At 73.9% G+C, this 14,438-nt stretch carries 12 protein-coding genes and 1 riboswitch; of the genes, 8 read left to right on the top strand and 4 right to left on the bottom strand.

All coding sequences use genetic code 11. The annotated features are described in order from the left end of the window. Positions 1-112: 112 nt before the first annotated feature. Together thrC and KBX63_RS31610 are read right to left on the bottom strand one after the other, a co-directional pair. Entirely contained in the window at positions 113-1,399 is a 1,287-nt protein-coding gene (gene thrC, locus KBX63_RS31615; protein WP_210917608.1) for a threonine synthase, read from the bottom strand. Positions 1,400-1,409: 10 nt separating this feature from the next. After that, positions 1,410-1,545, bottom strand: a riboswitch (SAM riboswitch). A gap of 91 nt (positions 1,546-1,636) precedes the next feature. Then, positions 1,637-2,599, bottom strand: a complete 963-nt coding sequence (locus tag KBX63_RS31610) for a DMT family transporter (RefSeq protein WP_210917606.1) — start codon at positions 2,597-2,599, stop codon at positions 1,637-1,639. A gap of 91 nt (positions 2,600-2,690) precedes the next feature. Here KBX63_RS31610 and KBX63_RS31605 point away from each other — a divergent pair, with 91 nt between their 5' ends. Next, positions 2,691-2,996, top strand: a complete 306-nt coding sequence (locus KBX63_RS31605; protein ID WP_210917604.1) for a helix-turn-helix transcriptional regulator — start codon at positions 2,691-2,693, stop codon at positions 2,994-2,996. Positions 2,997-3,510: 514 nt separating this feature from the next. Then, positions 3,511-4,167, top strand: a complete 657-nt coding sequence (locus KBX63_RS31600) for a DUF4232 domain-containing protein (RefSeq protein WP_210917602.1) — start codon at positions 3,511-3,513, stop codon at positions 4,165-4,167. Here the strand turns inward: KBX63_RS31600 and KBX63_RS31595 are convergent. After that, positions 4,162-5,058, bottom strand: coding sequence for an ABC transporter permease (locus KBX63_RS31595; RefSeq protein ID WP_210917599.1), 897 nt, complete (start codon positions 5,056-5,058; stop codon positions 4,162-4,164). The two genes, KBX63_RS31600 and KBX63_RS31595, sit on opposite strands and share 6 nt — an antisense overlap. Further along, on the bottom strand, positions 5,058-7,922 hold the full coding sequence (locus KBX63_RS31590) for an alpha/beta fold hydrolase (RefSeq protein WP_210917595.1): 2,865 nt from the start codon (positions 7,920-7,922) through the stop codon (positions 5,058-5,060). Before KBX63_RS31590 ends, KBX63_RS31595 begins: the two co-directional genes overlap by 1 nt. Positions 7,923-8,296: 374 nt before the next feature. On the opposite strand from KBX63_RS31590, the gene KBX63_RS31585 reads away from it, so the two are divergent. The 6 genes from KBX63_RS31585 to KBX63_RS31560 are packed head-to-tail and all read left to right on the top strand — an operon-like array spanning position 8,297 to position 14,427. Further along, positions 8,297-9,490, top strand: coding sequence for a hypothetical protein (locus tag KBX63_RS31585; RefSeq protein WP_210917592.1), 1,194 nt, complete (start codon positions 8,297-8,299; stop codon positions 9,488-9,490). Then, positions 9,477-12,176 carry a nitrate- and nitrite sensing domain-containing protein gene (locus KBX63_RS31580; RefSeq protein ID WP_210917590.1) on the top strand — a complete coding sequence of 900 codons (2,700 nt, stop codon included), beginning with the start codon at positions 9,477-9,479 and terminating at the stop codon, positions 12,174-12,176. The genes KBX63_RS31585 and KBX63_RS31580 overlap by 14 nt, the downstream gene beginning before the upstream one ends. After that, positions 12,173-12,649: a roadblock/LC7 domain-containing protein gene (locus KBX63_RS31575; protein ID WP_208869708.1), complete on the top strand. Its 477-nt coding sequence runs from the start codon at positions 12,173-12,175 to the stop codon at positions 12,647-12,649. Before KBX63_RS31580 ends, KBX63_RS31575 begins: the two co-directional genes overlap by 4 nt. After that, on the top strand, positions 12,646-13,125 hold the full coding sequence (locus KBX63_RS31570) for a DUF742 domain-containing protein (protein ID WP_210917588.1): 480 nt from the start codon (positions 12,646-12,648) through the stop codon (positions 13,123-13,125). The genes KBX63_RS31575 and KBX63_RS31570 overlap by 4 nt, the downstream gene beginning before the upstream one ends. Next, positions 13,103-13,867 carry an ATP/GTP-binding protein gene (locus KBX63_RS31565; protein ID WP_210917586.1) on the top strand — a complete coding sequence of 255 codons (765 nt, stop codon included), beginning with the start codon at positions 13,103-13,105 and terminating at the stop codon, positions 13,865-13,867. The genes KBX63_RS31570 and KBX63_RS31565 overlap by 23 nt, the downstream gene beginning before the upstream one ends. Positions 13,868-13,905: 38 nt before the next feature. Beyond that, a complete protein-coding gene (locus tag KBX63_RS31560) occupies positions 13,906-14,427 on the top strand; it encodes a hypothetical protein (RefSeq protein WP_210917585.1) in 522 nt (173 codons plus the stop codon). Positions 14,428-14,438 lie beyond the last annotated feature (11 nt).

Raw genomic sequence — 14,438 nt, 5'->3', positions numbered from 1 at the left:
CCCGGCAACCCACCGGCAGCGGTCGATCATGAAGTTGGCGACGCCGACACCGGCGTGTCGCGCCGCTAACTTCATGATCAACCGGGTTGGGGGTGGGTGGGGTGGGTGGGGGTCAGCCGAGGAGGCCTGCGTCTCGGGCTGCACGGAGGGAGGGCTTGATGTGGTGGGTCGGGCCGACCTGGTTGGCTACCGCGTCGATGGTCTTCAGGCCCTCGCCGGTGTTGAACACGACGGTTTCCGCCGTGGGGTCGAGCCGGCCGGACTCGACCAGCTTGCGCAGCACCGCCACGGTGACCCCACCCGCGGTCTCGGCGAAGACCCCGGTGGTACGCGCCAACTGGCGGATGCCGGCACGGATCTCGTCGTCGTCGGCGTACTCCATCCAGCCGTCGGTGCGGCGGACCGCCTCGATGGCGTAGAGGCCGGCGGCCGGGTCGCCGATGTTGAGCGACTTGGCGATGCCGGTGGGCTTGACCGGGGTGATCGTGTCGGTCTCGGCGTGCAGGGCGGTGGCGATCGGGTTGCAGCCGGCGGACTGGGCGCCGAAGACCTTCCAGCCGTCGGCCGGCGCCTCGACCAGCCCGATCTCGACCAGTTCGGAGAACGCCTTGTCAATCTTGGTGAGCAGCTCGCCGCTGGCCATCGGGATGACCACCTGGGCCGGGATCCGCCAGCCGAGCTGCTCGGCCACCTCGTACCCGAGCGTCTTGGAGCCCTCGGCGTAGTACGGCCGGACGTTGACGTTGACGAAGGCCGTGTCCTCGAAGGCGTCGGTCTCCACCAGCTCGCCGCAGAGCCGGTTCACATCGTCGTACGAGCCGTCGATCGCGACCAGCTCGCCGCCGTAGACCGCAGTGGTGATGACCTTGCCCTGCTCCAGGTCGCTGGGGATGAAGACCACCGACGGCACCCCGGCGCGGGCGGCGTGCGCGGCCACCGAGTTGGCCAGGTTGCCGGTGGAGGCGCAGGCGAACCGGGTGAAACCGAGCGCCCGCGCGGCGGTCAGCGCCACGGAGACGACCCGGTCCTTGAACGAGTGGGTCGGGTTGGCGCTGTCGTCCTTGACCCAGAGCGGCGCGGTCATGCCCAGCTCGGCGGCGAGGTGCGGGGCCGCCACCAGCGGGGTGAGCCCCGGATCGAGGGTGACCCGGGTGGCCGGGTCCTGACCGGCGGGCAGCAGCGCGGCGTACCGCCAGATGTTGTCGGGGCCGGCCTCGATCTGCTCGCGGGTGACCGCGGCCAGGGCTGCGGCGTCGTAGTCGACCTCCAGCGGGCCGAAACACTCGTAGCAGGCGTGCTGGGCGGCGAGCGGGTAGCGGGCCGAACAGGCGCGGCAGACCAGGGCGCGGGCTGGGCTGGCGGAGGTGTCGATGCCGGAGGCGGCGAGCGTCGACGTCATGTCGAGGGTCCTCTCATCTTTCCCCGCATCGCACGGTGCGGCGGGGACGGAATTGGCACCTGCCCCGCGGGTCGCTCAGCGGTGAGCGCGCGGGGTGGTTGCCGGGGCGTCGTCGGGCCGTATCCCTCAGCCCCTCTGGATGAGGTATGCAGTTGTGCCGTCGAGTCTAGGCAACGCCGGGCGTCGCCTCCACCGCAGATCCCACGCTGTGAGCGGGCGGGCCCGGACGGGTGGGGGTCAACGGGCGGCCACCGCCACCGGGTCGACCACCGCGACCGGGTCCGTCACCGCGGTCGGTCCGGGCTGGGACGGCACCCGGGCCCGGGTGGCGAGGTTCGCGGCGACCAGGGCGGCGATGGTGATCGCGGCCCCGACCAGCTCGACCGGCTCCGGCCGGTAGCCACGGGCGATCTGCACCGCGAAGGTGGTCACCGGAACCAGGTTCATGAACAGGGCGGCGTTGGCGGCGCCGAGCCGCTGCACGCCGGTGTTCCAGGCCAGCACCGCGACCACGGCGCCCAGGATCACGACGTACGCCAACTGCGGCGCGACCGCCACGAGGTCGGCGGCCACCGGCGCGTGCTGCCAGCCGATGCCGTCGGCGAGCACGCTCGCGGCCAACATGGCGGCTGTGCCCGCGAGCGCGGTCAGCGTGGTGAAGCGCAGCGGAGACCAGTCGCCGAACCGGCTGGCACCGTGCGTGTAGATGCCCCAGCCGAGCACCGCGCCGATCATCATCAGCCCGCCGAGGCCGAACTGACCGAGCCCGGCCAGGCTCCCGCGCGTGATCACCAGGCCGACGCCGAGAAGCGCCACCAGGGAGAGAGCCAGCAGGAGGGGCTTCGGGCGTACGCCGTCCCGGGCCCAGCGGACCAGCTGGGTGATGACCGGGGTGGTCGCCACGAAGAGGGCGATCTGCTGCGGTGCGGCGTGCTCGAGCGCCAGGCTGGTGAGCACGTTGAAGCCGGCGAAGCCGACCACGCCGAGCACCACCACCTCGACCGCTCGGCCGCCGAGCCGCAGCGCGCCAGCGCCCTCGCGGAGCAGCAGGATGCCGACCAGGATGACGGCGGCCAGCAGATAACGGGTGGTGGTCAGGTTGAGCGCGTCGACCCGGGTCAGCGCACTGGCCAGGATCGGGAACATCGCTCCCCAGCTGAGCACGGCGAGTAACGGGTAGGCGGCGGCGCGGGATCGCATCGTCAGCTCCAATGTTCGAGTATCTTCGAACCAACGGCACCGACACTAGGGGGATGTTCGACGATTGTCGAACAACGGTTACACTGGTCACATGGAGCCGCACGAACCCGACCTGGCCGCCGTACCGGTCACCGCCGTGCTGGCCGCACTCGCCGACGACGTGCGGCTACAGATCGTGCGGGCGCTCGCCGAGGGCGGCGAGCGGGCCTGCGGCACCTTCGAGTTCGGCGTCTCCAAGGCGACCCGCAGTCACCACCTGAAGGTGCTGCGCGAGGCCGGCCTGACCCGCACCCGCGCCGCCGGCACCAGCCGCTACGTCCGCCTCCGCCGCGACGAACTGGACCACCTCTACCCCGGCCTGCTGGACGCGGTCCTCACCCAACCCAACCGAAGCTGACGTCAACCGGGCCGCTCGACCCCGCGCTGCCTGCCGGCCCACGCCGCCCGCCCGGCGCGCTGTCCGCCCGGCGCGTGACCGTGTCCGCCTGCGCGGCGAGCGGGGCAGCGAAGGTCCACACAACTACAGGGAAGATGTCGCCTCAAAGCGACGGCAGGCAGCACCTTCCCCGAAAGTGCTGCCTGCTCCTGGCCCCCACCATCCATCGGGCACACCGGGGAGCGAGTCCGGCGGCGCCCAGCGGATCGACCGCGCCTGGGCGTGTGCGGCCCCCGTGATGGCCGTTCACGGCCAACCGCCAGGTGATGTCACCAACGATTCAGCTCCAAAGGGGACGAGCCCATCGGGCCGGCGGCGGGAGGGACGCCCGGCGGGGGAAGTGACGCCGGTCCAGGTTCGGAACAGCTCGACAGGGACGAACGACAGTTGATGCCGGGTCGACACGAGGGCGGGAGTCGTCGAGATCGAGAGGCCCGGGCGGTGGTGGGCGGCCCACGTGGGCAAGGATCGGTGGATGATCTACCGCGACGCGGCAACACCGCGACGGGCCAGCGTGGCGGTCGCGATGGTTCTCGCGCTCGCCGCCTGCGCCCCCGCCGACCATCGGGGTCAGGCCGGGGACGGCCCGAGCGCGCCGCCCCAGCTCACGGCCACGCCCAGCCCGACACCCTCGGCGTACGTCAGCCCGCCGTTCTGGTGCCCGGAGTCGGGCGCCCGGATCCGGTCGAGGGGGTCGGACGCCGCCATGGGGCTGCGCGCCCTCGGCCTGGAGCTGGTGAACTGCGGCGACCGCCCCTACCGGATCAAGGGATACCCGGCGCTGCGTGTGCTGGACGAGGACCGCAAGGCGATCATCCTGCGCGTGCTGCCCGGGGCGAAGGAGATCACCCCGGGCTTCGACCAGCCACCGCGTGAGATCACCCTCGCCCCGGGCGACCGGGCGGTCGCCACCGTGCTCTGGCGCAACCTCGTCACCGACGCGACCGTGCCCGCCACCAACGGGGAATACCTGCGGGTGGCACCCGCCGCGGGGCAGCCGGCCGAGGACGTCGACCCGGACGGGCCGGTCGACGTGGGCAACACCGGCCGGATCGGCGTCAGCGCCTGGAAGAAGGCCGAGCCGTCCACCCCGGTGCCGTCGTCGGTGAGCCCACCCGACAGCCGGCTATGACGTGATGTCCTTACGGGTGAAGCGCCAGAAGGCCAGCCCCCAGAACAGCGTCGCGTAGCTGATCGCCGAGATGCAGCCGCGCACCACGTCGTCCGTCTGCACCGGAGTGGAGAGCAGCCCCAGCCAGGCGGTGCTGAAGTGGGTGGGCAGGAAGTCGCGCAGCGCGCCGAGCGCGGTGATCTGGTCCAGGATGCTGGAGAGGATCCAGAGCAGCACCGCGCCGCCCACCGCACCCAGCGCGGCGTCCGTGATCACCGACAGCAGGAACGCCAGCCCGGCCACCGCCAGCAGGACGACCGCCAGGTAGCCGAGCACGGCCAGCAGCCGGAGCAGACCCTCGCCCGGCTCCAACTCGGCGGCGACCGTGCTGCGCAGCGGCGACCAGCCGTAGCGCAGGGTGCCCGCGGCCAGCGCGGTGCCGGCCAGCAGGAGCAGGGCCAGCCCGGAGTACGCGAGCGCGACCACCAGCTTCACGGTGAGCAGCCGGGCCCGGGGCACCGGGATCGCCAGCAGGTAGCGCAGGCTGCCCCAGCTCGCCTCGCTGGCCACCGTGTCGCCGCAGAACAGCGCGACGACGACCACCAGCAGGAACGACGCCGACACGAAGATCGAGAACAGGGTGAAGTTGAGCCCGCCGGACGTGGCCAGGTCGACCAGGCTGGCGAACTCGTTGTTGCCGTTGTCGTCGTCACCGCCGGAGTTGAACTGGAAGGCGACCAGGATGATCAGCGGCAGCAGCACCATGAACCCGAGTGCCAGCTGGGTACGCCGCCGGGACGCCTGCCGGCGGAACTCCGCGCCGAACGGCATCGTCGCCGACGGCCGGTAGCCCCGGGCCGCACCGGCCGGGTCGGTGACGCCCATCGGCGTCTCGACGGAAGAGCCAGCCATCACCGGTCACCGCTTCCCCGAGAGTTCTCGCCCACCAGGGCGAGGAACGCGTCCTCCAGGCGGCGCCGGGGCACCACCCGGTCCACCCCGATGCCGGCGCGCACCAACTCGGCCACCACGTCGCTGCGGGCCGTGCCGTTGGTGTCGACCACCAGCTGACCGTCGCTCTCCGGCAGCACCCGGACCCCGTGCAGCCGGTCCAGCACCGCCCGCGCCGCCACCGGGTCGGTGACGTCGAAGAGGACGCTCGGCGACTCGCCCACGATCTCCTCCACCGGCCCGGACGCCACGATCCGGCCCTTGTTCACCACCACCGCGTGCGTGCAGGTCTGCTCCACCTCGGCCAGCAGGTGGCTGGAGACCAGCACCGCCCGACCGTCCGTGGCGTACCGCTGGAGCACCCGGCGCATCTCGGCGATCTGCGGCGGGTCGAGCCCGTCTGTCGGCTCGTCCAACACCAGCAGCTCCGGCAGGCCGAGCATGGCCTGGGCGATGGCCAGCCGCTGGCGCATCCCGTGGCTGTAGTTCTTGATCTTCCGCTGCACCGAGTCGCCCAGGCCGGCGATCTCCAGCGCCTCGTCGAAGTGCGCGTCCCCCGCCGGCCGCCCGGTCGCCCGCCAGTACGCCCTCAGGTTCTCCAGACCGGACAGGTGCGGCAGGAAACCGGGCCCCTCCACCAGCGCGCCGATCCGCGAGAGCACCGGCGAGCCGGGCACCAGCCGGCGGCCGAAGACGTAGATCTCCCCGGCGGTCGGCTGGGTCAGCCCCATCAGCACCCGCAGCGTGGTGGTCTTGCCGGCGCCGTTCGGCCCGAGCAGGCCCACCACCTGACCCGGATGCACCTCGAAGTCCACGTTCGACACCGCGACGAAGCCGTCCGCGTACTCCTTGCGCAGCCGGCGCACGGCCAGCGGCGTGCCCGCGTACTCCGGGTGCACGGAGCGGTCCTGCCGGCGGTGCCGGCGGCGGACCACGGCGACGATCACGACGAGGCCGATCGCGATGGCGGCGAGCAGGCCGGCGAGCACCCAGCGCCAGACCGTCGCCGTGGTGGGGATCGGCTCCCCGCTGACCGTGGGCAGGCTGACCGCGCCGTCCACCGCCACCGTGTAGACGGTGGGCTGGGCCGGCGTCGTGTACGCCTGATCGGAACTGGCCACGACCAGCCGCAACTGGTGCCCGGCCTCGACCCGGCGGACGATCCCGGGCAGCGTCACGGTGACCGGGCGGGCGTCCTGCACCCGCTGCGGCAGGCCGGTGAGCCGGACCGGGGCGACCAGCCCGTTCGGCAGGGTGGCCGCGCCGTCCGGGTCGACGTCGTAGAGCTTGACGAAGAGCACCGCCTCGCCGGTCGGTGAGGCGGCCCGCAGGGTGACGGTGGGCGCGCCCGCCACGTCGACCGCGTCGGTCAGCGGCGCCGACTCGAACCGGGCGTGCTGGCCGGGCACGTCGCCGGCCACCCCGTCCAGCAGCGACGCGAGCCCGCCGGCGAACGGCACCGAGGAGATGGCGGCCGGGCTGCCGTTCGGCGGGTTCGCGATCGGCTGGGCAGGGCCGGCGACCGCGACCTCCCGGCGGGCGTCACCGGCCAGGCCCGGGTAGTCGGCCGCACGGAAGCCGGTGGCGACCAGGCCCCGGTCGAGCGCGTCGAAGCCGGCGATCCGCGACCAGGTGAAGTCGTCGCCGGGCGGGTCGCCCGCACCCTTGACGTAGTGGTCGAGCCACTGGACGGTCAGGAACTTCACCCGGTCCGAGTCCGAACGGGGGCCCGCACCGCCGTCGTGCCCGCCGGTGAACCAGGCGACCCGCACCGGTGTGCCGGCGGCGGCGATGCCCCGCGCGTTGGCGTCCGCCTCACCGAGCGGGAAGAGGGTGTCCGCCTCGCCCTGCACCAGCAGGGTGGGCGCCGAGATCCGGTTCAGCACGCCCGCCGGGCTGGACCGACGCAGCAGGTCCACGGCGGCCTGGTCGGCCCGACCGGTGGTGGCGATCCGCAGGTACGCGGCGCACACGTCGGCGGCGAACCGGCCGCACGAAGGGTCGGCGGCACCCGCCGGAGCGCCACCGGGACCGGTACCCGGGCCGGCGCCCGGCGCCGGGCTGGGCGGGCCGGCGGAGGCCGGTGCCCCCTGCGGCTGAGCGGCCGTCCCGCCGGAGAGCCCGGCCGGGCCGGTGCCCACGTTGCCGCCCCCACCGAAGAAGAGACCCGCCCAACCCTTCTTGAACACGCCCTCGGTCGGCGCCCCGCCGGTGCTCTCCGGCAGGAACGCCCGGGACAGGTCGTTCCAGGTGATCATCGGGACGATCGCGTCCACCCGGCGGTCCTGGGCGGCCAGCAGCAGCGCCAACCCACCGCCGTACGAGCCGCCGACCACGCCGACCTTCGGGTCGCCGGCACCGTCGGTGCGCACCTCCGGCCGGGCGGCGAGCCAGTCCAGCAGCCGTTGCGCGTCGCGTACCTCGTAGTCCGGGCTGTCCAGGTGGATCTCGCCGCCGCTGCGGCCGAAGCCCCGCGCGGTCCAGGTGAGCACCGCGTAGCCGCGCCCGGCGAACTCCTCCGCGTCCGAGCGCACCGACTCCTTGGTGCCGCCGAACCCGTGCGCCAGCAGCACCGCCGGCACCTTCCGACCGGACGATGCATCCGTCGGCAGGTAGAAGGTGGTGTCCAGGTCCACCGGCTGGTCGCCGGCCGGTCCGGAGCGGACCGTGAGCATCGCGCTCTCGGTGCGTACGCCCGATCCCTGCGCCCACACCGCCCAGGTCACGGCGGCCGCCAGAAGCACGACGACCACCGCTGCGGCGATCGCTCGGCGGCGGGTGGGCAGGGCACGCCGGAACCACGCGGCCGGCGACGGCGATCTCATGCGGCACACGGTACGGGCCGCAGGCTGAGCGTTGGCTGAGATCCGCCGTACGTCCGTCCGGTTGCCCCGATCGGCGGTCCGGGGAGGTGCGACCGCGCACCGTCGAAGGCGGCACAGTGAGTTGAGTTCGGATCACGTGAATTCCGATCTTCGGCGGATATCCACCTCGATCCCTTCATGTCACACCCGCCGATGGGACACAGCGTGCCGGCAACCCGGACGAACGGTGACATCGCTCGAACTGACGCAAACCTGACTCACCGGCAACCGGTTCGTCCACGGACGATTCGGCTAGTTTTCCGGTCCGGTGCACGGGACTCGTCGGCGAACCCGACACCGCGCCGAGCCCCCGCCCGACGCCGGAGGAGACACACATGACAGTCCCCGCGCCACGGGCCCGTCGACGGCCGTCCATGTGGGGCCGACTGCTGCCGATGCTGCTCGTCGCGGCGCTGCTGGCGCCGGTGGGTCTGCTCCTCACGCAGACCTGGCGGCAGACCGGTGACAACCGCGACCTGGCCGCCCGGGAACGGCTCGGCGTGCAGTACCTCCGCGCCCTGGCCCCGGTCACCGACGCCCTGGTCGAGGCCCAGTCCGCCGCCGTCAATGGCCGCCCCGCCCCCGGCGACGCGCTGACCCGCGCGGTCGAGGACGCGGCCGCGGTGGACGCCCGGATCGGCACCGAGCTGCGCAGCCAGGAACGCTGGGCCGGGCTGCGGGCCAAACTGGAGGCGCTGCGTGACCGCAGCCCCACCGACGCCGAGTCCGCCTACACCGCGTACGGCGAGGTCACCGATCTGCTGCTGGCCCTGCACCGCAAGGTCCGGGAAAGCTCCGGGCTGGTTCGCGACCCGGGTGCCGACTCCTTCTTCCTCCAGGACAGCGCCGGCCAGGAGCTGCCCGAGGCGGTGGTGGCCGCCGGCCGGCTCGCCGACCTGGGCACGCTCGCCCCTCGCCGGCCGGCCGCCGAGCAGACCCGCACCCTCATCGAGCTGACCGGCCTGCGGGTGGCCGCCCTGACGCCCGCCACCGACCTGGTCGACAGCCTGCGCTCCGCAGTGGACAGCTCGGAGAGCACCGACCTGGGCGCGAACGCGCTGACCCCGCTGGACACCTACCAGCGCTCGGTGGAGGCGCTGGCCGCGTACTCCGCCCCGGCCCCCGGCACGGGCGCGGTGGACCCGGCCCGGCTGGCCGCCGCCCGGCTCGACACGCACAGGGCCGCCCTCCAGCTCCAGCCGGTCATCCTCAGCGAGCTGGACGCCCTGCTGGTCGAGCGGATCGACGGGCTGGACCGGGACCGCTGGCTGGCCATCGGTGCCGGGGTCGCCGCCGTGCTGCTGCTGGGTTGGCTCGCCGCGTTGCTGATCGCCGCCGGCCGTCGGGCCCGGCGCCGGGCCGCGATGCCCGCACCGCGCGCGGAGACTCCCGACATCCCGCCCTCGGGCGACCGCTGGCAGCCGGCGGTCCACACCGGCCGACCAGGTGATCCGCGGCAGCTGCAACCGGTCGGCGCCACCCGCGACCCGGAATCCGCCCAGTGGGGGCCGTCCGATGCTGCTCGGTAGGCTCCGGATCCGCGGCAAGCTCGCCCTGCTCGTGGTGATCCCCCTGCTCAGCATGGTCGGCCTCGCCGTGCCCGTGGTGCTCGACCGGGTGGCCGCGGCGCAGCGCGCCAGCGACATCGCCGAGCAGGTGCGGCTCGCCAGCCGGGTCGGCAGCCTGGTGCAGGACCTCCAGCAGGAACGCATCCTCTCGGTCGGCTTCCTGCTCGGCCGGGTGGAACGCGCCGAGCTGGTCCGCAAGACCGTCGACGTGGACGACCGGGTCGCCGACCTGCGGGCCGGCGGTAGCGACGCGCTGACCGGCCACGTCGACCACGCCCTGTACGGGGTGTCCAGCCTCATCGACCTGCGGACCGCCGTCCTCGCCCGGGCCGCGAGCCCGACCCAGGTGATGGACGCGTTCGGCCCGGTCAACCGAGGAATGATCGAGTCGCTGCGGCTGGCGTTCAGCGTGGACACCGACACCCGGCCGGGCCGCCAGGTGCTGGCCCTGGACGCGCTGCTGCGCGCCGACGAGGGGCTGGGCGCCTGCGCCACCCTGATCGTGCTGGTCAAGGCGACCGGCAGCGCGCAGGCCAACGCCGGGTACGTGGCGTGCATGGCCGCCCTCCAGGTGGACAGCCAGCGCTTCCGCAGTCTGATCACGCCGGAGCAGTTGGCGGTGGCCCGGCTCAACGACGTGGCCGTGGCCGCCCGCACCAGCCCCGACTTCCTGGTCACCAGTGCCCGGGACCCGGCCGGTGCGATCCGCGACGTTCCGCTGGACGTGCTCTTCCCGTCCGTCCGCTCGATGATCCGGCTCGGCCAGTTCGTGGAGAAGAAGCTGGTCGCCGACGTACTCGCCGAGGTGACCGCCGAGCAGCGGCGGGCGTTGACCGCCGCGTACCTCGTCGGAGGCGCCGCGGCGCTGATCCTGGCGGTGGTGGTGCTGCTGAGCACGGCCGTCGCCCGTACGGTGGCCCGGCCGCTGACCCGGCTCACCCGCTCCGCCGACCGGGTCGCCCGGGTCGCCGAGGCGGAGCTGGTCCGGGTCACCGACGACGAGGCGGAGAGCGCCCAGCCGGTCCGGCTGGATCCGGTGGACATCCGGGCCAACGACGAGATCGGCGACCTGGCCCGGGCCTTCGACCGGGTACAGAGCACCGCGGCCCGGCTGGTCGAGCGGCAGGTCGCCGGTCGGCGCAACGTGGCACAGATGTTCGGCCACGTCGGGCGACGCACCCAGAACCTGGTGGGCCGGCAGCTCGCGTTGATCGACCGGCTGGAGCAGCAGGAGGTCGACCCGGGCCGGCTGGAGCACCTGTACCGGCTCGACCACATCTCCAGCCGGCTGCGGCGCAACGCCGGCAGCCTGGTGGTGCTCTCCGGGTCGGCCGGGGCGGACGCGCACACCGCGCCGGTGCCGCTGGCCGACGTGGTCCGGCTGGCGCTCGGCGAGATCGAGGACTACACCCGGGTGGAGGTGCGGGTGCCGGCAGGCATCTCGGCCGCGCCGGCCGTGGTCGGCGACCTCGTTCTGGCGCTGGCCGAGCTGATGGAGAACGCCACCATCTTCTCCCCGCCGCACACGCGGGTCCTGGTGGCCGGTGAGGCGTCCGGGCTCGGTGCCCGGATCACGATGGTGGACCACGGCATCGGGATGACCGAGCAACGGCTGGCCGAGGAGAACGCACGGCTCACCCGGCGGGAGCGGCTCGACCTGGCACCGACCGAGGTGCTCGGCCTCTTCGTGGTGGGCCGGTTGGCCCGCCGGCACGGCTGGACGGTGAGCCTGGCCGCCACCGACGGCGGCGGGGTGACCGCCCAGCTGGATATCCCACCGGCGTCGCTGGTGCTACGTCGCGCCGACCGGGTCGGGGCGACCGTCGCCCGGGCCACCGTGCCGGACCGTGACCGGCGCTCGCCGGCTCCGCTCGGCCACAGCCGGAGCGCCCGATCGCTCACGGCCACCGCGACACCGGCCGGCTTCGACTCGGACCTGCTCAGCCGGGCCACCCGCAGCCTGGAGTCCGGTGCGTCCTGGGACGCGTTCGGCGCCGGGGAACCGGCCGGCACCGGCACCACCACGGCGCCACCCGCACCGGTCGACCTCCCGGTCACCGACGCGGGCCTGCCCCGACGACCGGGTCGTGGCGCGACCGGTGGCGGTCCGGGCATCGCCGGCGCCGGCATCGGCCACCCGGACCGCACCGTGCCGGGGCCGGCCCCGGAGAGCCCGGGACCATCGGGCACGCCGGCCGGCCCACGGGTCCGGCAGCGGGTGCCCGGGGCCAGCCCGCCCGCCGCTTCCGCGCCGGTCGGGCCGGTGGACGCCACCGGCGCCGACCCGGCCGCCGCGCGCGCGCTCGTCGAGGCGTTCCAGTCCGGCGTACGACGGGCCGAGCTGAGTGTCACCCCCGGCATTGGTCGCCCGAGCGTGACGGTGGACCTGCCCGCCACTCCGGGTGGTCTCGGCCCCACGGCGGCCGACACCGCCGGCCCGACCGGGGCGACGCCGGGCCGGCCCCTGCTGAGCCGGCGGGTGCCCGGGGCAAACGTCACCGCCGCCCCACCCGCCCAGCCGGCCAGCCCGCACCTCGGCGACCCGGCCGAGGTCCGCGATCTCATCACCGATTTCGAGGCGGGCGTCGCCCGCGCTCTCCGCGAAGTCAGCCCCGACCGCCGGAACGAAGAAGGATCATCACGGTGACCAGCCCCTTTCTGCACGACAACGTCGACCACCAGAGCCAGTCCGGCGCCGCCGGGGACCTCAGCCCGGAGGCCCGCACGTTCAACTGGCTGCTGGACTCCTTCACCTCCAGCACAGCCGGGGTGCTGGAGGCGATAGCGGTCTCCTCGGACGGCTTGCTGATGGCCATGTCGGCGATCAAGGACCGGTCCAACGCGGAGCGGCTGGCAGCCGTGGTCTCCGGCATGACCAGCCTCGCCGGCGGGGCGGCCAGCTGGTACGCCCTCGGTGGCCTCAACCGGGTCATCGTCGACATGGCCGACGGTTACCTGCTGATCAGCGCGATCAGCAGTGGATCCGTGCTCGGCGTGGTCGCGGACCGCTCGGCGAACCTGGGCACGGTCGCGTATGAGATGACTCTCTTCGCCGGACGGGCCGGTGGCGCCCTCACGCCGCGGCTGATCGTCGAGCTGAAGAACGCCGTCCAGCAATGACCCGCGAGGTCGCCGGTGAGGATCCGGACCCGTGGCCCGGGGCCCGGATCCGTCCCTACCTGCGCACGGCGCCCTCGACCGAGGGCGGCGGGTCGGCGGAACCGGCGCCGGAGGCGGGTGACGGCTGGCCGGCCGGTCCCCGGCCGTTCGTGCTCACCTCCGGACGGGTGGCGGGCACGGACCCGGCGATCGGGCTGGAGACACAGGTGACCCTCCGTCTGGACAACGGCCCGTGGACCGCGCCGCCGGCCGCCCCGCTGGCACCGGAGCTCCAGGCGATCATCGCGCTCTGCGCCGAGCCGATCTCGGTGGCCGAACTCTCGGCCCGGACCCGGCTGCACTTCGGCGTGACCCGGGTCCTGGTCGGCGACCTGCGTGCCGCCGGGCACCTGGATGTGCACGTCACCGAGGGCGACCACGCCTTCGACCCCGACCTCATCCTGCGAGTGATTGATGGACTCCGTGCGATCTCCTGAATGGCCGGTCGCCCCGCTCGGGGGACTCGCCGGCAACAGCGCCGCCGCCCGCTACGGCACCACGTCGGGCATCGGCTCCGCGCTCGGGCGCACCGAACAGCCACCGGCCCCGCCACCTCCGCCGTACCGGCTGCCGACCGGCACCGGGTCGACGCCACCACCGGCCCACCGGCCGCCGGCCGCGCCACCCGTCCCGGTCAAGATCCTGATTGCCGGCGGGTTCGGGGTGGGCAAGACCACCACGGTCGGGGCGATCTCCGAGATCGCGCCGCTGACCACCGAGGCCGAGATGACCAGCGCCGGGATCGGTGTGGACGACCCGGGCGGCCGGTCGACCAAGACCACCACCACCGTGGCGATGGACTTCGGTTGCGTGACCATCGACCGAAGCCTGAAGCTGTACCTGTTCGGCACTCCGGGGCAGGCCCGGTTCGGCTTCATGTGGGAGGACCTCGCCCGCGGCGCGCTCGGCGCGCTGGTGGTGGTCGACAGCGCCCGGCTGGACGACTGCTTCCCGGCGATCGACTTCTTCGAACGGGCCGGCCTGCCGTTCGTGGTCGGGGTCAACGCCTTCGATGGGCGGCTGGCCCTGGAGCTGGGTGAGATCCGGTGGGCGCTGGCCATCGGAGACCATGTACCTCTGGTGCAGTTTGACGCCCGGGACCGGCTCTCGGTGCGGGACGGCCTGCTGGTCGTCCTGGATCGTGCGCTGGACCGGGCCACCCGGGACAGGAGGGCCTGAGCCGACCGGCTCCGGCCGTGGCGGGAAGGGGTGATCTGGTGAGGGGCGACCTGGACGAGACGCTGGCCCGGTTGGCCCGGCGCGAGGAGGCGCTGCGCCGGCTGGCCAACGACCGTGACGAGAGCGCAACACCGCCGGGTCCGGCGGGTGGACCGGCCGATCCCGGGGGCGCCCGCACCGACGCCCGCAACGCCGGGCCGGGCCGGCATGCCGGAAGGGACACCCACGGCGAGGTGGCCGGCTGGGGCCCGGTGGAGGAGGTCGCCGAGGCGGTACGCCAGGTCGTCGGGGCCCACCCGGGTCTGGCGGTGACCGTCCGCGTCGAGCACGCCGGGCGGACGTACCCACTGCTGATCTCCTGGGACGGGCCGCACGTCAGGGTCGGTCCGGAGCCCTCGGCGACCCCGGTGGAGGCCCCACCGGCCTGGCCGCTGTCCGGCCGGACGGTGCCGGCCTGGGCACCCGGCCCGAACGGGTTGACCCCGGACCCGGCCGCCCGGCTGGCCGAGCTGATCCGGCGGGACCCGTCGCTGCTGGACGAACTCGATCCCCGGCGCTGACCGCGGGACTG

The sequence above is a fragment of the Micromonospora sp. U21 genome (assembly GCF_018070045.1).
GTDB lineage: Bacteria > Actinomycetota > Actinomycetes > Mycobacteriales > Micromonosporaceae > Micromonospora.
This window is presented reverse-complemented; position numbering and strand designations above follow the sequence as displayed.